This is a genomic window from Mycobacterium paraterrae (genome assembly GCF_022430545.2).
GTDB lineage: Bacteria > Actinomycetota > Actinomycetes > Mycobacteriales > Mycobacteriaceae > Mycobacterium > Mycobacterium paraterrae.
Genome location: NZ_CP092488.2, coordinates 3,733,806 through 3,753,595 on the forward strand (window position 1 = coordinate 3,733,806; position 19,790 = coordinate 3,753,595).

Consider the following 19,790-nt stretch of genomic DNA (forward strand, 5'->3'; position numbering starts at 1 on the left):
CTGAGATTGAGCTGAGCGTGGAGCATTGGTCGGGTGAGAACCGACCCACGGTGGAAAAGCATGACGCTCTCAGAAAAAGAGAATCGCATTGACATACACTGTTGCAGCAATCGCACTACCTATCGGCAGTGTCCACATCGCAGGATGGTCTGGAATGCAATTGACGACGGTGATCGAGTGTCTTCACGCCCGGGTCGGCAATGAGTGACGTGGTGCAGACTCCGTCTGGCATTCCGTTGGAGTCCGTCTACGGGCCGAGCGATCGCGCGCCCGAGCCGGCGCCCTGACAGTTCCCGTTCACGCGCGGCAACTTCGCGTCCGGCTACCGCGGCAAAACCTGGACCTTTCGTCAGTATTCGGGATTCGGCACCGCCGAAGAATCCAACAAGCGTTATCACTACCTGCTGAACCAGGGCAGCACCGGACTGTCCGTCGCACTGGACCTGCCGACGCAATGCGGCTATGACTCAGACGACCCGGAGTACGGCGAAGAGGTTGGCCGCGTCGGTGTCGCTGTCGACACGCTCGCCGATGCCGAATTGCTGTTCGACGGCATACCGCTGGACAAGATCAGCACCAGCTTCACCATCAACGGCACCGCGGCAATCCTGCTGGCGTTCTACGTCGCCGCCGCGGAAAAGACCGGCGTGCCCCGCGAAAAGCTCACCGGCACGATCCAAAACGACATTCTCAAGGAGTATGCGTCGCGGGGCACGTGGATCTGGCCGCCGGAGCCGTCACTGCGGCTCATCGCGGACACGATCGAGTTCTGCGCCGCCGAAGTGCCGAGGTTCAATGCGATCTCCGTCGCGGGTGCTCACTTCCGCGACGCGGGCGCCAATGCCGTCCAAGAGATGGCCTTCACCTTGGCCGACGGGGTCACCTATTGCGACACCGTCGTCGAACGCGGTCGCATGACCATCGACAAGTTCGCACCGCAGATCTCGTTCTTCTTCTACACCCACGGCGACTTCTTCGAGGAGATCGCGAAATACCGCGCGGGCCGGCGCCGCTGGGCGACCATCGTGCGGGAACGCTATGGCGCCACGACGGACAAAGCATCGATGTTCCGCTTCGGCTGCGTCGCGGGGGGCGCGTCGCTCTATGCGCCGCAGGCGCGGAACAACGTGGTCCGAGTTGCCTACGAGTCACTGGCCGCGGTGCTCGGCGGCGTCCAATCGATGTTCACTGCCGCGTGGGACGAGCCGTTCGCTCTTCCGAGCGAAGAGTCCGCGACGCTGGCGCTGCGCACTCAGCAGATCCTTGCCTACGAGACCGGGGTGACCAAGGTCGCCGACCCGCTCGGTGGGTCGTATTTCGTCGAGGCACTGACCGACGCCACCGAGGCCAAGATCATCGAGATCATGGACGACCTCGAAAAGCACGGCGGCATGGTGCGCGCCATCGAAGACGGTTACCTGCAGGGGTTGATCGCCGACGAGGCGTTCAAGATCCACCAGGAGGTCGAGTCGGGCGAGCGCCCCGTGGTCGGCGTCAACAAATTCGTCACCGACGAGCCCTCACCCGACATCGATACCTACGAGCTCAACGCCGAGGGTCGCGACCTCCAGCTGAAGCGTTTGGCGAAAGTCAAAGCCGAGCGTGACTCGGTCGCGGTCAAGGAGACGCTGGCCGCGCTGTCGCGGGCAGCCGAGGGCACCGAGAATCTGATGCCCCGTCTCATCGATTGCGCCAATGCCTACTGCTCTGTCGGAGAGCTGGTCACCGCGCTCAAAGCCGTGTGGGGCGAATTCCAGCAACCGGTGGTGTTCTGAAAGTGCTTGCGCCGCTCTGCGTTTGCGCGAAAAAGGAAGGGTAACGATGGGGGCACGCGTCCTGGTGGCGAAACCCGGTCTGGACGGACACGACCGTGGTGCGAAGATCGTTGCGCGCACGCTGCGTGACGCCGGGTTCGAGGTCATCTACACCGGAATCCGTCAGCGAATCGAGGACATCGTTTCGATCGCACTGCAAGAGGACGTCAAGCTGGTCGGGCTTTCCATCCTGTCGGGGGCGCACGTGGCCCTGACCACCCGCACGATCAACGCGTTGCGGGCCGCGGACGCCGGCGACATCGCTGTGGTCGTCGGTGGCACCATCCCGCAGGCCGACGTGCAGAAATTGCTGGATGCCGGTGCGGCAGCGGTGTTTCCGACCGGGACGTCGCTGGAGACGCTCGTCCGCGACGTCAAGGCATTGACCGAAGACGGGGACGAGGCCTGATGCGGCTCGGTGCGCCACCTCGGGTCCTGATGTGACCGGACCGCTCTCCGGTATCCGGATCCTCGAGATCGGACACATGCTGGCCGGGCCGTACGCCACGATGATGCTGGCGGATCTGGGGGCCGAGGTCGTCAAGATCGAACCTCCGAGTGGCGATATCTCCCGACAGGTCGGGGATTCCTATTTCGCCAGCCTCAACCGGGGCAAGCGCAGCATCTGTGTGGATCTGACGTCCGAGGCAGGCCAGCGCGAGCTCGGCGAACTCGTCTCCGAATCCCATGCCGTGCTGGCGAATTTGAAACCATCCGCGATTCACCGATACGGCCTGAACTACGAAGCGCTGCGGGTGTGGAACGACCGGATCGTATGCGTAGCACTGACCGGTTTCGGGCTGGATGCGGGAGACGATCCGGCATTCGACTACGTCATCCAGGCGACGACCGGCATCGCAGCGCTGACCGGTGATCCTCTCGGGCCACCGACCTTGCCGGGGTATTCCGCTGCGGACAATTCCGCCGGACTCACTGCCGCGCTTGGGCTGCTGGCCCAGATCCTGTCCGGTCGCGGAGGGCAGGTGGAGGTGTCGCTGCGCGACGTGATGCTCTCTCAGCTGAATTATCGCGCGTCCGCCTACCTCAACGACGGCAGCGAGCCGCGACGGCTACCGATGGGTGCTCATTCGTATTACGTTCCGGCTCAGCTATTTTCGACCGCAGAGGGTTACCTGGCGCTATTCATCACGCACGACAAATTCTGGCGGCTATTCGCCGCGGAGGCCAATATTGTTGGCCCCAAGACGATGCGGGAGCGGTCGGCGCGGCGCGACGAGGTTCTCGCGTTGGTGAGCGCCGCGCTGGCCACCGATACCGCGGCGAACTGGGAAGCGCGGTTGCGTCCACTCGGTGTGCCGGTCGCCGCCGTCCGAACGCTGCCTGAGGCGCTGGCCGCCAACCCCGAAGTCGTTATCAACGCGGGAGCATTTCGATTGATCCGCAGCCCAATTCGGGTCGAGGGTTACGAGCCCGACTACGGCGCACCACCGCTTCTCGGTGAGCACGGCAAAGCGAGTCTTTAGAGTTCGAGGGATGTATGTCGGTGACACGTGAACATCTCTGAGCTCATTCAGGCGTCCTTGAACGGCTCTGCCCGGGCGACGGGGCGCCTGCTGAGCCTGGTCGAAGGCCCCCGCCGCGACGAGGTGCTGGACGCCCTGGGCGCCGCGCCGATTCGCGTGGTCGGCATCACTGGTCCGCCGGGCGCGGGGAAGTCGACGACGATCGCGGTATTGGTGGGCGCCTACCGCGCTCGAGATCAACGCGTCGCGGTGCTTGCGGTGGATCCGTCATCGCCCTACAGCGGCGGCGCCATCCTCGGCGATCGCATCCGGATGGCCGCCCATATCGACGATCCCGACGTGTTCATCCGCTCGATTGCCACTCGCGGTCACCTGGGCGGTCTGGCGGCAGCGGTGCCCGCGGCGATCCGGCTGCTTGCGGCGCTGTCCTACGACCTGATCGTGCTCGAAACCGTCGGCGTCGGCCAGTCGGAGATCGAGATCGCCGCCGTCGCCGACCCCACCATCGTGATCCTCAACCCTGGGGCGGGTGACGCGGTGCAAGCCGCGAAAGCGGGGCTGCTCGAAGTCGCCGACATCGTGGTCGTCAACAAGGCCGATCGCGACGGCGCGAAGGAGACCGCCCGCGATCTACGCGCCGAGACATCGGCGCCCGTTCTCACGCTCGTGGCCGCCCGTTCCGAGGGCGTCACCGAACTCATGGACGCGATCGACGCCCACCACCGCGCGGACACGCCCGCCCGGCGGGCGTCGCGTGCCAGGGCGCAGATCCTGTCGCTTGCACAGACTCGCCTGCACCGCCATCCCGAACTCGCGGAATTGGCCGCCGCGGTCGCCGAGGGTCGATGTGATCCATACACCGCCGCCGGGCGGCTGCTGGTCGAGTCGGCCACCACCAACGACACCCGCTAGGCCGCCGATAGTTTGGCCATCGCGACGACGCTCATGACTTCGATCGGCTGCGATTCATCACCCGGTCTGCCGCGGCCCAATGTTCGTCGGAAACCCATAGGGCGGCGAACGCGGCGATGGCATCGTCTGCCGACACGCCGGCGATGACGCGCTTGATCTCGCCGGCGGGCTTGTTCGCCAGGGACCGCGCCAAGGATCGCCACTCGGTGTCGAAGCTCGCCCGGGGCAGTACCAGATCAACCAGCCCGAACTTCTCGGCTTCAGGCGCGGTGAGGATCGTTCCGCTACCGGCCAGCATCAGCGCGCGGCCACGGCCTACGAGCGTCGCGAGCCGCTCCGCCCCACCCCAGGCGGGCATGATGTCGAGGGATACCTGGTTGAACCCGATCTTGATGTCGTCGGCGGCGACCCGGATGTCGGCGGCGACGGCGACCTCCGCCCCGCCTCCCAGCGCGTGGCCGTTCAATGCGGCGACGACCGGGGCGGGAAAGCGCGCAAGCTCGTCGCAGATGGACCGCATCCGCGATGCCATGGCCGCCGCCTGCTCCTCGGTGCGTAACGCGCTCAGCTCTTTGAGATCTCCGCCTGAGACGAACGCCTTCTCGCCCTCACCCCTGATGACCAGGCACTGTGCGCCGGCTGCGCCCGCTATCGCCTCCTCGAGCTGGTCCATGGTTTGCGGCGCAATAGCGTTGCGAGCGCCGGGACGATTGATGGTGATCACGGCCACCGTGTCGTCGAACTCGAGATCAACCATTCGCGTCCTCTGTGCAGGAGTACTGGGAACACATATTTTTTGACTCTATTCGCCGCACGCGAGAAGCCCTCGACGAGCACGACCAAGAGGGAGAGTATCAACTACTTGCTATTGACGTCGTGAGGGGATACCGTCGGCTCCGCGGGTGCGGCTAACCCACTGCGGACGTAGCGGTTTCGAGTAAGCGCCGTGCCAGTCCGACCAGTGAGGAGCGGCTGTGGCTCGATTCCCCAAACCTGCCGAAGGTAGTTGGACGGAGCACTACCCGGAGTTGGGTACCGGGCCCGTCTCGTACGAGGATTCCATCAGTCCCGAGATCTACGAACTCGAGCGCGAGGCCATCTTCAAGCGCGCGTGGCTCAATGTAGGCCGGGTGGAACAACTTCCGCGCAAAGGCAGCTACATCACCAGGGAACTCCGGGTTGCCAACACGTCGATCATCCTGGTGCGCAACGGTTCCGACGAGATCAAGGCTTTCCACAACGTGTGCCGCCACCGCGGCAACAAGCTGGTGTGGAACGACATGCCGCTGGAGGAGACGCGCGGGGTCTGTCGTCAGTTCACGTGCAAATACCACGCCTGGCGTTATGACCTCGACGGCAACCTCACCTTCGTGCAGCAAGAAAGCGAGTTCTTCGACCTCGACAAAAGCCGCTACGGTCTGGTGCCGGTGCACTGCGAGGTGTGGGAAGGCTTCATTTTCGTCAACTTCGCCGAAAAGCCGGAACAATCGCTGCGAGAGTTCTTGGGCCCCATGATCACCGCGTTGGAGGGCTATCCCTTCGACCGGATGACCTCACGCTGGGCCTACCGCTCGGAGGTCAAAGCGAACTGGAAGCTGTACATGGATGCGTTCCAGGAGTTTTATCACGCGCCGGTGCTGCACGCGAACCAGTCGCCTACCGCGTACTCGAAAGCCGCTGCGGAGGCAGGATTCGAGGCTCCGCACTATCGCCTGGACGGACCGCATCGATTGGTCAGCACGTCCGGTGTGCGCGCCTGGGAAATGGCGGCCGACATGCGCAAGCCGATCGAGGACATCTGCCAGAGTGGCCTGTTCGGGCCCTGGGACAAGCCGGACCTCGGCCCGATGCCAGAGGGTCTGAACCCCGCGAAATGCGAACCGTGGGGCCTGGATTCGTTCCAGCTGTTCCCCAATTTCGTGATCTTGTTCTGGGGACAGGGCTGGTACCTGACCTACCACTACTGGCCGACGTCGTTCAACAGCCACGTCTTTGAAGGCACTTTGTATTTTCCGGCGCCACGCACACCGCGTGAGCGCGTCGCCCAGGAACTGGCAGCGGTGTCGTTCAAGGAATACGGGTTGCAAGACGCCAACACCCTGGAGGCGACGCAGACGATGATCCAATCGCGCGTGGTTGACACATTCGTCCTCAACGACCAAGAAATCCTGCTGCGCCACCTGCACAAGGAAACCGCGGCGTGGATCGACGAATACCGCCGCGCGGCCGCGGGGGTGTCGTCGTGATGTTGCCTGCGGAATTTGCCGACCTGGAACCGTTTTCCGAGTGGTGTCTGCCCAGCGAACGCGAGCGATACGCCAAGCGGTTGGCAAGTTCGATGGTGGAGATGAAGGCGTTTTACGACGCGATCACCGCTCGGGCCGAAGAGGCGCTTGCGTTTTGCGATAAGTTCGCGCTCGACGACCTGCCTGACGACGTGCAGAATCTCATGCACCTGCTGTATTCGATGATCATGGTGTCGTTTCCGGTGGAGTGTTGGAAGCAGCCCCGTGTTCCCGACTCCGGCGCCTCGACCCTGGACTGCATCTCCGAGCCCGTTCCGTGACCGCCCCCACGGTCCTGCGGGCAGCGCGCTGGGCCGACGTCGCCGCCGGCCAAATCCGTACGCCCGCGCTCATCCTGGTCGACGGCGAGCGGATCACCGCGATCAATCCCGAAGCGCCGCTGTCGGATTCGGCCACGGTCATCGACCTCGGCGACGTCACGTTGCTGCCCGGTCTGATGGACATGGAACTCAACCTGCTCATCGGCGGTCCCGGTGGTCCAGAAGGCCTGCCTTCGCCGATGCACGGCGTCCAGGATGACCCGGCATATCGCACGTTGCGCGGAGCGGTCAACGCGCGCACCACACTCGAGGCCGGCTTCACCACCGTGCGCAATCTCGGCCTGATGGTCAAGACGGGCGGCTATCTGCTCGACGTCGCCTTGCAGCGTGCCATCGACCAAGGCTGGCACGTGGGCCCACGAATCTATCCCGCCGGTCACGCCGTCACTCCCTACGGCGGCCATCTGGACCCCACGGTGTTTCAGCGGCTCGCGCCCGGGGTGATGCCGTTGTCGGTTGCGGAGGGCATCGCGAACGGCGTTCCAGACGTCATCGCCTGCGTGCGGTATCAGATTCGACACGGCGCCAAGCTGATCAAAGTGTCGGCATCCGGCGGAGTCATGTCACACAGCACCGCGCCCGGCGCGCAGCAATATTCCGACGCCGAGTTCGCCGCGATCGCCGACGAAGCGCACCGCGCCGGTGTTCGGGTCGCGGCGCACGCGGTCGGCGACAGCGCGATTCGGGCCTGCATCCGTGCCGGCATCGACTGCATCGAACATGGCTTTCTGGCCAGCGACGAGACCATCCAGATGATGGTCGACCACGGCACATTCCTGGTCTCGACGACGTATCTGACCGACGCGATGGCCATCGATCGCATTGCACCGGAACTGCGCACGAAGGCGCTCGAGGTGTTTCCGCGCGCAAAAGCCATGCTGCCCAAGGCTATTGCGGCCGGTGTGCGCATTGCCTGCGGCACGGACGCACCGGCGATTCCCCACGGCCAGAACGCGAAAGAACTCGGTGCTCTGGTCGCTCGTGGAATGACTCCCGCGCACGCCATTCGGGCGGCGACCATCGTCGCGGCCGAACTCATCGAGGCCGATGGCGAACTCGGCCGACTCGCGCCTGGCTACCTCGCCGACATCATCGCCGTGCCCGGAGATCCATTCGCCGATATCGCTGCCACCCTCGACGTGCGCTTCGTCATGAAGAATGGGCAGATCTACAAGTCGCCTGCCGCCTAGGGGTCACCGTGGAACTCACCGACAACATTCTGTGGCTGCTCAAGCAGGCGTTCTACTACTCGCTCACCACGATCAACGACGCCATGAAAGTCCACGGCGTGAGCACGGCCCAGATCGGTGTGCTGCGCCAGCTGGCCAATGAGCCCGGGCTGTCGGGAGCCGAGCTGGCCCGCCGCCTGCTGATCAGTCCGCAGGGAGTGCAGCTTGCGCTCACCGCGCTGGAACGTCGCGGCCTGGTCGAGAGGAAACAGGACCCGCAGCACGCGCGCATCCTGCAGGCCTACCTCACCGCGGAAGGCCGCGAGGTCGCCGAAACCGTCGTCAACGATGCCATCGAGGCGCACCAAGAAGTGTTCGGCGTGCTCACGGCCGACGAGCAACAAACGCTGCGCGATCTCCTCGGCCGTGTCGTCGAAAGGGGCACCGGGCATCAACTTTTCACCGATCACGTCGACAACTGACGGGAAGCGTCGTCGTGCAACGGGGAAATATCTAGTACTTGAGATTAATGACAAGTAGTTGATACTCTGACGGCGATGAATGATTCGCCCTCCACGACGCGGTGTCCCGCCCAGCCGCTGTCCGCCGACGGCGTGAGTACCGAGTCGGTGACCATCGAACTCGGCAGGCAAACGGTGACGGTGCCGTACGCCGATGGCGACACCGTCCTGCAAACCGCCCGGATGGCCGGCCTCAACGCTCCGTCGTCGTGTGAAATCGGCTCTTGCGGAACGTGTATGGCGCGTGTAACCGAAGGCAGCGTGCGAATGCTCAACAACGATGCGCTCGACGCCGACGAACTCGAGGAAGGCTGGGTGCTGACGTGCCAGTCGCTTCCGACCAGCCGAACCCTGCGGGTGGTTTACGAATGACCAGGGTTGCGCTGGTCACCGGCGGCGCGTCAGGAATGGGCGAGGCGACCTGCCATGAACTGGGCCGGCGCGGCATGAACGTAGCGGTCCTCGACGTCAACGAGGCCGCCGCGCAACGAGTCACCGACGACCTGCGCTCCGACGGCATCACCGCGATCGGGGTAGGTGTCGACGTCACGGACCGCGCCGGGGTCGAGCATGCCTTTGCCAAGGTCCGCAGCGAACTCGGCTCGGTGACCGTGTTGGTGACCAGCGCGGGCCAGTTCAGGTTCTCGCCCTTCGCTGACATCACCGTCGAATCCTGGTCGCGCATCATCGATGTCAACCTGACCGGTACCTTTCACTGCTGTCAGGTCGCGCTGCCTGACATGGTGTACGCGCAGTGGGGCAGGATCGTGATGATCTCGTCATCCAGCGCGCAGCGTGGCTCCCCGTTCGCCGCCCACTATGCGGCGTCCAAGGGTGCGGTGATCACCCTGACCAAGTCGCTGGCTCGCGAATACGCGCCACAGGGAATCACGGTCAACAACATTCCGCCGTCGGGCATCGAGACTCCCATGCAACATGAGGGTCAGGCGGCCGGATACCTCCCCTCCAACGAGCAGATGGCGAGCAATATCCCGCTGGGTTACCTCGGCAATAGCGCGGATGTCGCTGCTGCGGTGGGGTTTCTGTGCTCCGACGAAGCCCGTTACATCACCGGCCAGGTGCTCGGTGTCAACGGCGGAGCGGTGATGTGACATGAGGAGGCGGTGATGACCAGGGCTGGCAGGCCCCCGGAAGGTTCCTGGACCGAGCACTATCCCGAGTTGGGGACGGGACCGGTGTCGTTCAGGGACTCCACGTCTGCGGAGTTCTACGAGTTCGAACGCGACGCGATCTTCAAACGGGCCTGGCTCAATGTCGCCCGCGTGGAGGAACTGCCGCGTGCGGGCAGCTACCTCACCAAAGAGATCGACATCGTCGGCACGTCGGTGATTCTGGTCAAAGGCAAGGACGATCAGATTCGCGCCTTCTACAACGTCTGCCGCCACCGCGGAAACAAATTGGTGTGGAATGATTTTCCCGGCGCGGAGACTCGTGGCACCTGTCGCCAGTTCACCTGTAAGTACCACGGCTGGCGGTACGACCTACAAGGTGCGCTGACGTTCGTCCAGCAGCAGTCGGAGTTTTTCGACCTCGACCCGGCCGAGTACGGCTTGCGTCCAGTGTGCTGCGAGGTGTGGAACGGCTTTGTGTTCATCAACTTCGACCCCGAGCCTCGCCAGGGTTTGCGCGAATTCCTCGGGCCGATGATCACCGCGCTCGACGACTACCCATTCGCCAGGCTCACCGAGCGGTACGAGTGGGTGGCGCACAACAACAGCAACTGGAAGATCTTCGCCGACGCTTTCCAGGAGTACTACCACGTGCCTTCGCTGCACTCGCAGCAGGTGCCGTCAGAAGTGCGCGACCCGAACGCCGGATTCACTTGCGGGCACTTCCAACTGGACGGTCCACACCGCTTGGTCTCGACCGCAGGCCGGCGCCGTTGGCTGTTACCGCCCGAGTACATGTACCCAATCGAGCGTGCGACGCGTAGCGGACTCGTCGGGCCGTGGCGCACACCAGACATCGGCGAGTTGCCGGCCGGACTCAACCCCGGCGGCATCGAACCCTGGGGCATCAGCAACTTCCAGATCTTCCCTAACATCGAGATCTTGATCTACGGCGGCTGGTACCTGCTCTACCGCTATTGGCCCACCTCTCACAACACCCACCGCTTCGAGGCCTACACCTACTTCCACCCGGCGCGTACCGTGCGCGAACGCATCGAGCATGAGGTGGCCTCCGTGGTCCTCAAAGAGTTCGCACTGCAGGATGCCGGCATGCTCGGCGGCACCCAGGCGGCGCTGGAATACGGCATCGTCGACGACTTTCCTCTCAACGATCAGGAGATCCTGGTTCGCCACCTGCACAAGGTGGTCGTCGAGTGGGTCGAGGCGTATCGCCGTGAGCGCATGACAGCGCAGGTGTGATCATGTCAGATACGCTGCTGCCCAGCGCATTCGCTGAACTAGAGGGCTTCGCGCAGCGGTGGTGTCTGGCCACCGAGACCGAGCGGTGGGACGCTCGGGTGAGCGCCTCGATGCCCGAACTCCACGAGTTCTACGACGCGTTCTTTCCGCGCCTCGAAGAAGCCATCGAGTATTGCGACAAGTTCCCCCTCGACGACTTGCCTGACGACGTCTTGCACCTGCTGCAGATGATCTATTCGCTGATCATGGTCGCGATGGCCGTCGAGGTCATGCATCAGCCCACGCCGGTCGACGCTGCCGACGCGGTCATGATCCGCACCGGCGAACCCACGCCCTGACGCATCCCCCTGCCGAGAGGAGCGACCATGAGTCTGCTCACCATCACCAAACTCAACGACACGGTGGGCGCCGAGGTCGTCGGCTTGGATTCGGACGCACTGGCACACGACGACTCGGTCGGTCAATCGGTGTTAGATGCGTTGGAAGACAACGGCGTTCTGGTTTTCCGCGGACTACACCTGGATCCCGAGGCGCAGGTTGTCTTCTGCCGGCGTCTCGGCGAAATCGACCACTCGTCCGACGGCCATCACGCTGTCCCTGGCATCTACCCGGTCACGTTGGACAAATCCAAGAATGCCTCCGCGGCCTATCTCAAGGCGACGTTCGACTGGCACATCGACGGCTGCACACCGCTGCGCGACGAGTGCCCACAGAAGGCCACGGTGCTCTCGGCCGTGCAGGTCGCCGAGTCGGGCGGCGAGACTGAATTCGCCAACTCCTATGCGGCGTACGACGCGCTGGGCGATGAAGAGAAGTCACGGTTCGCCTCTGTGCGGGTGGTGCATTCCTTGGAAGCGTCACAAAGCCGGGTCTATCCGGACCCGACGCCCGAGCAGGTCGAGCGTTGGCGGGGCCGCCCCACCCACGAGCATCCTCTGGTCTGGACGCATCGCAGCGGCCGTAAGTCGTTAGTGCTTGGCGCGTCGACCGACTACATCGTCGGCATGGACCGTGACGAGGGCCGCGCCCTCTTAGATGGCCTGCTGCGCCGAGCGACCTCGCCGGACAAGATATACAGCCATTCCTGGTCGATCGGCGACACGGTCATCTGGGACAACCGGGGTGTGCTACACCGCGCTGCTCCCTACGACCCCGACTCGCAACGCGAAATGTTGCGCACCACCGTGCTTGGCGACGAGCCGATCGAATAGCAAGGCAGTCTCGCGTCGTGCTCGCAGGTACGTTCACACTCATCGGTGAGAACCCTGACGCCCCATGGGCCGGAGCGGCCGTGGTGGACGCGTCGACGACGTCGGTGGTGCCGGCGGGCAGAAACGCCCGGCCGAAGTGGCTTGAGGGTTACGCAACGGGGTATTCGAGGGGATATTGTGATCCGTCGAGCGGCCCACTCAACAAGCGGCCGACGCCTGAGCAAAGCGATCGTGAATGGGGGCTCGTCGTGAGTGCTGGTGAAGGTCAAGAATCGGGCACTGCGGTGAACAACTCTGACTCAGAGATAAATGTCGGTACGCGAGTGCGGGTTTATCCGGGCAGCAGTAACGAAAAAACCGGCGAAATTGTCGACGACTTCGGGCAAGACGCCGGAACCAGTGTCACGATCGGCGACGAGCTCATCGCCGACGCGAGTCGCCGGTGGGCCGTCGCCCTCGATGGGGGCGGTCTGGTCTTCGTCGACTCCGGCGATCTCAGCCCGCAGTAGTAAGCGACGATCAGGCCGATTGCGCGACGACGCGGCGCTTCAGCACCGCGGGCGCCGCCGCCTCCCGGCGCACCCGATAAGACTGCCGCATTGGACTCCTGTCGGCCGCATACACGGTGAACGCGGCGCAGGCCAGGGTGACCAGGCTTTGGGTAGGTCGCCTACCGCGCACGGCCCCGGCGATGTCTTCGAGGCTCATCAACAAAGTCGGACTCAGGGTCGCACACGTCGGGCTGGGTCCCACGCCGGACAAGGCCGTCTCGAGCGCCGCAGTGAAGTCGGCCAGCAATTCCTCATATGACGCGACGCCGGTTTGAATCATCGACCGCTCTTTTCACTGCGAGGGCTCGTGCCCAAATTATTGTCGGTCAATACCCGGCCTCAGACACGGTGAAACGCCCGAATTGATTTGATGTCATTGTTCGTGCGGCCCGAATTCTCGGAGGAACTTTTACTGACGGCCCCGCAAAAGTTGATACCCCTCAATTGCGCGGCGCCATGAGAGACTCGGTGGCGCACAAGCTCGAGCCGATGGCCGGCGGACGCAGAACGGGACCGCAGCGACATGACAAGTATTGGACAGCAACTCCGCGAACAAACGGTCGACACCGCGCTCGGCCGAATCCGATTGCAAGTCGGCGGATCTGGGACGCCGATCGTTTTCTGGCCGAGCCTGCTGATGACAGGCGACATGTGGTACGGCGTGGCCGACCGGCTGATTGCCGACCACCAGGTTGTGCTCGTCGATCCTCCCGGCCAAGGTGGAAGTCAGCCGCTGACTGGGCTCTTCGGTTTTGACGACTGCGCCCGGTGCGTAGCCGACATCCTCGACGGCGTCGGCCTGGACAAGGCGCACTTCGTCGGGAACTCCTGGGGCGGCATGATCGGGGCGACCTTCGCCGCGACGTATCCCGGCCGGGTCGGGGGAGCCGTCTTGATGAATTGCACCGCCGGTCGCGCCAGCCTCCGGCAGAAGATCGAATTCGCGATCTTGCTCCAGACCGCGAAGTGGACCGGCGGGATCGGGCCGCTGCTGATCCGTCCCGTGCTTAAAGCGTTTCTCGGCCCCACCACGATGCGAGAACGGCCCGACGTCGTCGAGCACGTGAGCGCAACGGTGAAGTCGGTCAACATAGCCTCGGCCTCGTGGGCAGTGAAGAGTGTGGTCCCGCGCCGACCCGACCAACGGGAACTGTTGAGCCGCATACAAACAGCTGTGCTGGTGGTCGGAGGTGTCGAAGATGCGACCTTCCCGCCGCGCGACGCGATCGAGATGGCCCATGCCATCCCGGGGGCGTCCGTTCACGTGCTCGACGGCGTGGCTCATTTGGCCGGGCTGGAAAATCCCGCACTCGTGAGCGCGCTGATCGAACAATTCATCTCGCGAATAGACGAAAGCGGCACGGCTGCAACATAAATGGACAACGAAGCGTTTGACCGGCTCGTCGACCTGCTGGACGACACCATGTTTGTGGTGACGACTCAGGCCGACGGTGAACCATCGGGTTGCCTGGTCGGATTCGCCACTCAGGCCAGCATTCATCCGCAGCGGTTCCTGGCCGCGATCTCCAAGTCCAACCACACGTGCCGGATCGCGGCCGAGTCGGAGTTCCTGGCAGTGCATGTGATGCAACGTCGCCACGTCGACGTGGCGCGACTGTTCGGTGGCGAAACCGGCGACGAAGTGGACAAGTTCGAGCGCTGTTCATGGCATACGGGACCCGAGGGCATGCCGGTCCTCGACGACGCGCCGGCCTGGTTCGTCGGCAGGACGCTGGAGCGCATCGAGCTCGGCGATCACGTCGGTTACCTGTTGGAACCGGTCGCGGGGGCGGTGGGCGATGACTCAGACGATCTGGTCAGCTCTCGCGACGTCGCGGGGCTCACGCCCGGCCACGAAGCCTGACATCAACCGCGCTAGGTCTTGTCGTCGTTGGCCCGCGGGAATCCACCGCCCTGCGGGAACAGCGGGAAGACAACGTCGTCCAGCTTCTGTGCGTCGCCGCTGGTCTTGTTGACGGTGTCGCCCCAGATGTTGCCGTCCGGCGACATCTTCAGCGCCCATGCGTGACCGTGGGTGTCCTGCCGGACGACGTCCGGTTGACCGGTCACGGCACCGCTGCCCTGCGCGAGGTGGATGGCGACCGTCTGCTTGGTGTTGACCAGGTTGATCAACACCGTGCCGTCCAGTGCCGAGCAACCCGCGACTCCGGGTCGGTCGGGCCAGGACCACACCGTGGACACCTTGGAGTCCTTGGTGATCCGTTGCAGTCGGTCCGCCGTGGGCGTCCGGTCGGCGATGAACAGCGAGCCGTCGACGGGGTCGGTGCACATGCCACCGCCGACACCGATTCCGCTGAGCGCGGTCGTCGGTGGCGCCTGGTTCACCGTGGTGGGTTGCTCGATGCGAATCACCTTGCCGGCCAACGACGCCGGGTCATTGGCCGCTGCCGGGTTGCCGGCGTCGCCGGTCATGACGACCAACGTGGTGGGGCTCGTGAAAAGCATGGCGCCGGTATTGCCCATGGCGCCCTTGGGAATTCCCGTCAGGATGTCTTTGGGAATGTCGCCGTCGGCTATCCGAATAACCCGGTTGTCGGTGGGGGTGCTGATGTAGGCGTACATCAATCGATCCTGCGAATAGGTCGGCGAAAGCACGATGTCCATCAATCCGCCGTCGCCGGTCGGGTCGACCGGAATGACGGTCTTCACCTTGGGCTCGGCGCTGACGGACACCTCCTTGACCGCGCCCGTCGTCCGCTCGGCCACCAGAGCGGACTTGCTGTCGGGCTGCATCAACAGCCCACTGGTGCTCTCCAGGCAGCCCTGCATCACGCCGGGAGCCGGGCATTCCTTGGGGAACGGCTTGTCGGGCAGCGGCGGAGGTGGAGGAGGTGAGGAACTCGGCGCGCCATGCCGCTCGGGCTCAGTGGTGAACGGCTGGGACTGGATGTCGTTGAACTGGGCGCAACCAGCCAGGACCAGCATCGCCGAGCAGAGCGCGGGCACTCCGCGTCGCCCCGTCCACAACAACCGCATGACTGCCAGGTTACGGACATGCCGTCGTCTGCGCCCGTGACGGGTGCCCAACGCCGACCGGATCCGTCCGCAAACACCGACTCCCGTCGTCCGGCACGCAAATCACGTCCGCGAAAGCCCCGCTCAAATCCCCGATTTGCAGGAGATTGCCCTTACCCTGGCACGGGTGAGCAGTCAATCGAAAGACGCACATTGGCAACGACAGGACTCGTCCGCGCTGCCAACTGCCGAGCGGCCGACCGCCGCGCAATTGGTCGACCCCGAAGACGACCTGCCATCAGAGACCTACGCAGGCGACTTCGAGACCACGCTGATCCCGCACTACGACTCCGCTGACTCCGGCGGCGTTCGCTCGTCGAGCAGCGGCGCCGGCGTGATCGGCGGTCATCAACCGCTGCCGTACCAACCCCAGCCCACCGGCGGGCACCCTGTGTTCGCGCCGGACGGCATCGACGAACACCAGCACTTCGACGACGAGCGGGTTCGCGCGGCCGGCCGCCGCGGCACCCAGGATTTTGGCCTGCTCATTCTCCGTGTGGGTCTCGGTGCCGTATTCCTCGCTCACGGGTTGCAGAAGTTGTTCGGCTGGTGGGGTGGAGAAGGCCTGGGCGGGTTGAAGAACGCGCTGTCCGACGCCGGTTACCACCACGCGGACATCCTGACGTACTGCGCCGCGGGCGGCGAGATCGGCGCGGGTGTCCTGCTGGTGCTCGGCCTGTTCACGCCGATCGCCGCTGCGGGCGCGCTGGCCTACCTGACCAACAGCGTGCTGGCCGGGATCTCCGCGCAGCACGGTCATCGGTCGTTCCCGTACTTCCTGCCCAACGGCCACGAGTACGAGATCTCGCTGATCGTGATGGCCGCCGCTGTCATCTTGGTCGGGCCGGGCCGCTACGGTTTCGACGCCAGCCGGGGATGGGCCCGCAGACCGTTCATCGGTTCGTTTGCGGCGCTGGTGGTGGGAATCGGCGCCGGTGTCGGGCTGTGGGTATTGCTGCACGGCGCCAACCCGGTCGGTTAGTCCGCATACGGGTTGGGCACCCGGCCGGCGCTGGCGCGGGTCAGCTGCGGCAAGGTCGCGAACGTGACGGCGGGCAGCCGCACCTGGTGACCGTCCTTCAGTTGGGCGCGGCCCCAGGCGCCCCGGCTGAATCGCAGGCCGTCGATGTCCTCCCACCGCACCGACCGGCTGCCGAGCAATGTGCGCACCGTGACGCCGGTCTCATCGGCCTGCGTCTGGAGCCGAACGATCAACGCCGACAACAGCACCGGAATGATCAGCAGCGGAGCTGTCGCCGGCCAGGTCAGCACCGGCACGAGCAGTCCGAGGGCGAAGAATCCCACCGCAAAGTGGGCCATCGGCGAGATCTTGAGCACCACCGGCGGAGCGTGTTCGGCGTTTTCCGCTGAATCGGTGGCCATGGATGCATCATGGCACCGAGCCGGTCGACGATCCCGCCGGCCACCGGAATTTGACGTTTGACCAGTACTGCAGCTACCGTCGTGGGGCGATGAACACTTCTGGAAAGCTCGTAGTAATCCACATGCGCGTTGGTGCCTGACTGATCGAGTCCACCAACGCGCAACCCTCGTGCAGCTGCTGAGCTGACGGGGGTTTTTTGTTGCCCACCATCGATGTGGCGTCAACAGGACGATCATCTACGACTTTCCAGAGCAAGACCAAGGACCATGAGGACTAAGAGGGAACCGTGAGCGCACCCGCCAAGCCGGCGTCGCCGGAGATCGCCAGTCTCGCCTCCGACGCGGCGAAAGCTGCCCCCAAGCCGCCGACGATTCGGCCGAAACATGTTGCACCCGAGCAACTTACCGGCGCACAGTCGGTAATCCGGTCGCTGGAGGAGCTCGACGTCGAGGTCATCTTCGGGATCCCCGGCGGTGCGGTGCTTCCGGTCTACGACCCGCTCTTCGACTCCAAGAAGCTGCGCCACGTGCTGGTCCGCCACGAGCAGGGCGCCGGCCATGCGGCCAGCGGCTACGCCCACGCCACCGGAAAGGTCGGCGTGATGATGGCAACCTCCGGTCCCGGTGCCACCAACCTGGTGACGCCGCTGGCCGACGCCCAGATGGACTCGATTCCGGTGGTCGCCGTCACCGGCCAGGTCGGGCGGTCGCTGATCGGGACGGACGCCTTCCAGGAAGCCGACATCTCGGGCATCACCATGCCGATCACCAAGCACAACTTCCTCGTCCGCGACGGCGACGAGATTCCCCGGGTGATGGCGGAGGCCTTCCATATCGCCAAGAGTGGACGCCCAGGCGCCGTGCTCGTCGACATCCCAAAGGACGTGTTACAAGGCCAGTGCACCTTCAGCTGGCCGCCGCGGATGGATCTGCCCGGCTACAAGCCGAACACCAAGCCGCACAACCGTCAGATCAACGAGGCCGCGAAGCTGATCGCTGCCGCGCGCAAGCCGGTGCTCTACGTCGGCGGCGGGGTCATTCGCGGCGAGGCCACCGAGCAGCTACGAGAGCTGGCGGAGCTGACCGGCATCCCGGTGGTGACCACGCTGATGGCGCGCGGCGCCTTCCCGGACATCCACCGCCAGCACCTGGGCATGCCGGGTATGCACGGCACCGTTTCGGCGGTGGCCGGGCTGCAGAAAAGCGACCTGCTGATCGCGTTGGGCACCCGTTTCGACGACCGGGTTACCGGGCAGCTCGACTCGTTCGCCCCGGAGGCCAAGGTCATCCACGCCGACATCGACCCCGCCGAGATCGGCAAGAACCGTCACGCCGACGTGCCGATCGTCGGTGACGTGAAAGCCGTCATCACGGAATTGATCGGCGCGCTGCGGCACCATGACGCACCCTCGAAGATCGACATTGCCGACTGGTGGAGCTACCTCGACGAGGTCAAGGCCACCTACCCGTTGAGCTACGGACCGCAGAGCGATGGCAGCCTGAGCCCCGAGTACGTCATCGAGAAACTGGGCCAGATCGCCGGCCCCGACGCTATTTACGTCGCGGGCGTCGGACAGCACCAAATGTGGGCCGCGCAATTCGTGTCCTACGAGAAGCCCCGAACCTGGCTCAATTCAGGCGGTTTGGGCACCATGGGCTTCGCTGTCCCTGCCGCGATGGGTGCGAAGATGGCCCGGCCCGAGGCTGAGGTGTGGGCGATCGACGGTGACGGCTGCTTCCAGATGACCAACCAGGAGCTGGCGACCTGCGCCATCGAGGGTGCGCCGATCAAGGTGGCGCTGATCAATAACGGCAACCTCGGCATGGTCCGCCAGTGGCAGACCCTGTTCTACGAGGAGCGCTACTCGCAGACCGACTTGGCCACCCACTCGCGCCGGATCCCCGACTTCGTCAAGCTGGCCGAGGCGCTGGGATGCGTCGGATTGCGTTGCGAGCGTGAGGAAGACGTGGTCGACGTGATCAACCAGGCGCGGGCGATCAACGACCGGCCGGTGGTGATCGACTTCATCGTCGGGGCCGACGCGCAGGTCTGGCCGATGGTGGCCGCCGGGACCTCGAACGACGAGATCCAGGCCGCCCGCGGGATCCGTCCGCTGTTCGACGACGGCGTCGAGGGGCACGCCTGATGAGCACGACGACGCGGACTCACACCCTTTCGGTGTTGGTCGAAGACAAGCCCGGTGTGCTGGCGCGCGTCGCCGCGTTGTTCTCGCGGCGTGGTTTCAACATCGAGTCGCTGGCCGTCGGCGCCACCGAGCAGAAGGACATGTCGCGGATGACCATCGTGGTCTCCGCCGAGAGCACCCCGCTCGAGCAGATCACCAAGCAGCTGAACAAGCTGATCAACGTCATCAAGATCATTGAGCAGGACGACGACAGCTCGGTGTCTCGCGAGTTGGCGCTGATCAAGGTCCGCGCGGACGCCGGCACCCGCAGCCAGGTGATCGAGGCCGTGAACCTGTTCCGCGGCAAGGTCATTGACGTGTCGCCGGAGTCGCTGACCATCGAGGCCACGGGCGACCGCGGCAAGCTGGAGGCGCTGCTGAAGGTGCTCGAGCCGTTCGGCATCCGCGAGATCGTTCAGTCCGGAGTGGTGGCACTGTCCCGAGGGCCGCGGGCCATCAGTACCGCCAAATAAGTCATTCACTGCAATAAAGCCGAGATAAAAGGAG

Annotated in this window: 21 protein-coding genes and 2 pseudogenes; 19 read left to right on the plus strand and 4 right to left on the minus strand. The window is 64.5% G+C overall.

The window, feature by feature from the left end:
• Positions 1-200: 200 nt before the first annotated feature.
• From MKK62_RS18050 to meaB, 4 genes and pseudogenes are all read left to right on the plus strand, one after another.
• Positions 201-1,775, plus strand: a pseudogene (locus MKK62_RS18050) (methylmalonyl-CoA mutase family protein).
• 46 nt (positions 1,776-1,821) lie between these two features.
• Entirely contained in the window at positions 1,822-2,223 is a 402-nt protein-coding gene (locus tag MKK62_RS18055) for a cobalamin B12-binding domain-containing protein (RefSeq protein WP_240258537.1), read from the plus strand.
• A gap of 76 nt (positions 2,224-2,299) precedes the next feature.
• Positions 2,300-3,298, plus strand: a complete 999-nt coding sequence (locus tag MKK62_RS18060; protein ID WP_240264078.1) for a CaiB/BaiF CoA transferase family protein — start codon at positions 2,300-2,302, stop codon at positions 3,296-3,298.
• A 27-nt stretch (positions 3,299-3,325) separates the two neighbouring features.
• Complete coding sequence (gene meaB / locus MKK62_RS18065; RefSeq protein WP_240258536.1) at positions 3,326-4,210, plus strand: methylmalonyl Co-A mutase-associated GTPase MeaB; 885 nt, start codon at positions 3,326-3,328, stop codon at positions 4,208-4,210.
• Between the two features lie 31 nt (positions 4,211-4,241).
• Here the strand turns inward: meaB and MKK62_RS18070 are convergent, their stop codons facing one another.
• Positions 4,242-4,967 carry an enoyl-CoA hydratase/isomerase family protein gene (locus MKK62_RS18070; RefSeq protein WP_240258535.1) on the minus strand — a complete coding sequence of 242 codons (726 nt, stop codon included), beginning with the start codon at positions 4,965-4,967 and terminating at the stop codon, positions 4,242-4,244.
• Between the two features lie 217 nt (positions 4,968-5,184).
• Here MKK62_RS18070 and MKK62_RS18075 point away from each other — a divergent pair, with 217 nt between their 5' ends.
• The 10 genes and pseudogenes from MKK62_RS18075 to MKK62_RS18120 all read left to right on the plus strand — a co-directional run bounded on the left by MKK62_RS18075 (position 5,185) and on the right by MKK62_RS18120 (position 12,636).
• A complete protein-coding gene (locus tag MKK62_RS18075; RefSeq protein ID WP_240258534.1) occupies positions 5,185-6,456 on the plus strand; it encodes an aromatic ring-hydroxylating oxygenase subunit alpha in 1,272 nt (423 codons plus the stop codon).
• A complete protein-coding gene (locus MKK62_RS18080; protein ID WP_240264077.1) occupies positions 6,456-6,776 on the plus strand; it encodes a hypothetical protein in 321 nt (106 codons plus the stop codon). Before MKK62_RS18075 ends, MKK62_RS18080 begins: the two co-directional genes overlap by 1 nt.
• Positions 6,773-8,026, plus strand: a complete 1,254-nt coding sequence (locus tag MKK62_RS18085; protein WP_240258533.1) for a metal-dependent hydrolase family protein — start codon at positions 6,773-6,775, stop codon at positions 8,024-8,026. The genes MKK62_RS18080 and MKK62_RS18085 overlap by 4 nt, the downstream gene beginning before the upstream one ends.
• An 8-nt stretch (positions 8,027-8,034) precedes the next feature.
• Positions 8,035-8,487, plus strand: coding sequence for a MarR family winged helix-turn-helix transcriptional regulator (locus tag MKK62_RS18090; protein ID WP_240258532.1), 453 nt, complete (start codon positions 8,035-8,037; stop codon positions 8,485-8,487).
• 132 nt (positions 8,488-8,619) lie between these two features.
• Positions 8,620-8,898 (plus strand): annotated as a pseudogene (locus MKK62_RS18095) (2Fe-2S iron-sulfur cluster-binding protein); the annotation flags it as partial.
• On the plus strand, positions 8,895-9,638 hold the full coding sequence (locus MKK62_RS18100; RefSeq protein ID WP_240258531.1) for an SDR family NAD(P)-dependent oxidoreductase: 744 nt from the start codon (positions 8,895-8,897) through the stop codon (positions 9,636-9,638). The pseudogene MKK62_RS18095 and the gene MKK62_RS18100, both read left to right, overlap by 4 nt.
• A 15-nt stretch (positions 9,639-9,653) precedes the next feature.
• Complete coding sequence (locus tag MKK62_RS18105) at positions 9,654-10,916, plus strand: aromatic ring-hydroxylating oxygenase subunit alpha (protein ID WP_240258530.1); 1,263 nt, start codon at positions 9,654-9,656, stop codon at positions 10,914-10,916.
• 2 nt (positions 10,917-10,918) lie between these two features.
• The gene (locus MKK62_RS18110; RefSeq protein ID WP_240258529.1) at positions 10,919-11,254 is read left to right on the plus strand and encodes a hypothetical protein; all 336 of its coding nucleotides are present in this window, start codon (positions 10,919-10,921) and stop codon (positions 11,252-11,254) included.
• 27 nt (positions 11,255-11,281) lie between these two features.
• Positions 11,282-12,127, plus strand: coding sequence for a TauD/TfdA dioxygenase family protein (locus tag MKK62_RS18115; RefSeq protein ID WP_240258528.1), 846 nt, complete (start codon positions 11,282-11,284; stop codon positions 12,125-12,127).
• Positions 12,128-12,375: 248 nt separating this feature from the next.
• Complete coding sequence (locus MKK62_RS18120; RefSeq protein ID WP_240258527.1) at positions 12,376-12,636, plus strand: hypothetical protein; 261 nt, start codon at positions 12,376-12,378, stop codon at positions 12,634-12,636.
• Between the two features lie 10 nt (positions 12,637-12,646).
• Here MKK62_RS18120 and MKK62_RS18125 read toward each other — a convergent pair whose 3' ends face one another.
• Positions 12,647-12,958 (minus strand): hypothetical protein, encoded by a 312-nt coding sequence (locus tag MKK62_RS18125; protein WP_240258526.1) that lies wholly within the window; start codon positions 12,956-12,958, stop codon positions 12,647-12,649.
• A 243-nt stretch (positions 12,959-13,201) separates the two neighbouring features.
• On the opposite strand from MKK62_RS18125, the gene MKK62_RS18130 reads away from it, so the two are divergent.
• Both MKK62_RS18130 and MKK62_RS18135 read left to right on the plus strand, forming a co-directional pair.
• Positions 13,202-14,053 carry an alpha/beta fold hydrolase gene (locus MKK62_RS18130; protein WP_240258525.1) on the plus strand — a complete coding sequence of 284 codons (852 nt, stop codon included), beginning with the start codon at positions 13,202-13,204 and terminating at the stop codon, positions 14,051-14,053.
• On the plus strand, positions 14,054-14,542 hold the full coding sequence (locus MKK62_RS18135; protein ID WP_240258524.1) for a flavin reductase family protein: 489 nt from the start codon (positions 14,054-14,056) through the stop codon (positions 14,540-14,542).
• Positions 14,543-14,553: 11 nt separating this feature from the next.
• Here the strand turns inward: MKK62_RS18135 and MKK62_RS18140 are convergent, their stop codons facing one another.
• Positions 14,554-15,675 (minus strand): PQQ-dependent sugar dehydrogenase, encoded by a 1,122-nt coding sequence (locus tag MKK62_RS18140; protein ID WP_240258523.1) that lies wholly within the window; start codon positions 15,673-15,675, stop codon positions 14,554-14,556.
• A gap of 166 nt (positions 15,676-15,841) precedes the next feature.
• Between MKK62_RS18140 and MKK62_RS18145 the strand changes: the two genes are divergently transcribed.
• On the plus strand, positions 15,842-16,696 hold the full coding sequence (locus MKK62_RS18145) for a DoxX family protein (RefSeq protein WP_240258522.1): 855 nt from the start codon (positions 15,842-15,844) through the stop codon (positions 16,694-16,696).
• Here the strand turns inward: MKK62_RS18145 and MKK62_RS18150 are convergent.
• Positions 16,693-17,097, minus strand: a complete 405-nt coding sequence (locus MKK62_RS18150; RefSeq protein ID WP_240258521.1) for a PH domain-containing protein — start codon at positions 17,095-17,097, stop codon at positions 16,693-16,695. The genes MKK62_RS18145 and MKK62_RS18150 overlap by 4 nt on opposite strands.
• 287 nt (positions 17,098-17,384) lie before the next feature.
• Here MKK62_RS18150 and MKK62_RS18155 point away from each other — a divergent pair, with 287 nt between their 5' ends.
• Both MKK62_RS18155 and ilvN read left to right on the plus strand, forming a co-directional pair.
• Positions 17,385-19,244, plus strand: coding sequence for an acetolactate synthase large subunit (locus MKK62_RS18155; protein ID WP_434084962.1), 1,860 nt, complete (start codon positions 17,385-17,387; stop codon positions 19,242-19,244).
• Positions 19,244-19,756 carry an acetolactate synthase small subunit gene (gene ilvN / locus MKK62_RS18160; protein ID WP_240258520.1) on the plus strand — a complete coding sequence of 171 codons (513 nt, stop codon included), beginning with the start codon at positions 19,244-19,246 and terminating at the stop codon, positions 19,754-19,756. Before MKK62_RS18155 ends, ilvN begins: the two co-directional genes overlap by 1 nt.
• The last annotated feature ends 34 nt before the right edge of the window (positions 19,757-19,790 follow it).

Coding starts and splice junctions, on each gene's coding strand:
- MKK62_RS18055 (WP_240258537.1), top strand. CDS start 1,822: ATGGGGGCACGCGTCCTGGTGGCGAAACCCGGTCTGGACGGACACGAC.
- MKK62_RS18060 (WP_240264078.1), top strand. CDS start 2,300: ATGCTGGCCGGGCCGTACGCCACGATGATGCTGGCGGATCTGGGGGCC.
- MKK62_RS18070 (WP_240258535.1), bottom strand. CDS start 4,967: ATGGTTGATCTCGAGTTCGACGACACGGTGGCCGTGATCACCATCAAT.
- MKK62_RS18080 (WP_240264077.1), top strand. CDS start 6,456: ATGTTGCCTGCGGAATTTGCCGACCTGGAACCGTTTTCCGAGTGGTGT.
- MKK62_RS18100 (WP_240258531.1), top strand. CDS start 8,895: ATGACCAGGGTTGCGCTGGTCACCGGCGGCGCGTCAGGAATGGGCGAG.
- MKK62_RS18105 (WP_240258530.1), top strand. CDS start 9,654: ATGACCAGGGCTGGCAGGCCCCCGGAAGGTTCCTGGACCGAGCACTAT.
- MKK62_RS18110 (WP_240258529.1), top strand. CDS start 10,919: ATGTCAGATACGCTGCTGCCCAGCGCATTCGCTGAACTAGAGGGCTTC.
- MKK62_RS18115 (WP_240258528.1), top strand. CDS start 11,282: ATGAGTCTGCTCACCATCACCAAACTCAACGACACGGTGGGCGCCGAG.
- MKK62_RS18125 (WP_240258526.1), bottom strand. CDS start 12,958: ATGATTCAAACCGGCGTCGCGTCATATGAGGAATTGCTGGCCGACTTC.
- MKK62_RS18130 (WP_240258525.1), top strand. CDS start 13,202: ATGACAAGTATTGGACAGCAACTCCGCGAACAAACGGTCGACACCGCG.
- MKK62_RS18135 (WP_240258524.1), top strand. CDS start 14,054: ATGGACAACGAAGCGTTTGACCGGCTCGTCGACCTGCTGGACGACACC.
- MKK62_RS18140 (WP_240258523.1), bottom strand. CDS start 15,675: ATGCGGTTGTTGTGGACGGGGCGACGCGGAGTGCCCGCGCTCTGCTCG.
- MKK62_RS18150 (WP_240258521.1), bottom strand. CDS start 17,097: ATGGCCACCGATTCAGCGGAAAACGCCGAACACGCTCCGCCGGTGGTG.
- ilvN (WP_240258520.1), top strand. CDS start 19,244: ATGAGCACGACGACGCGGACTCACACCCTTTCGGTGTTGGTCGAAGAC.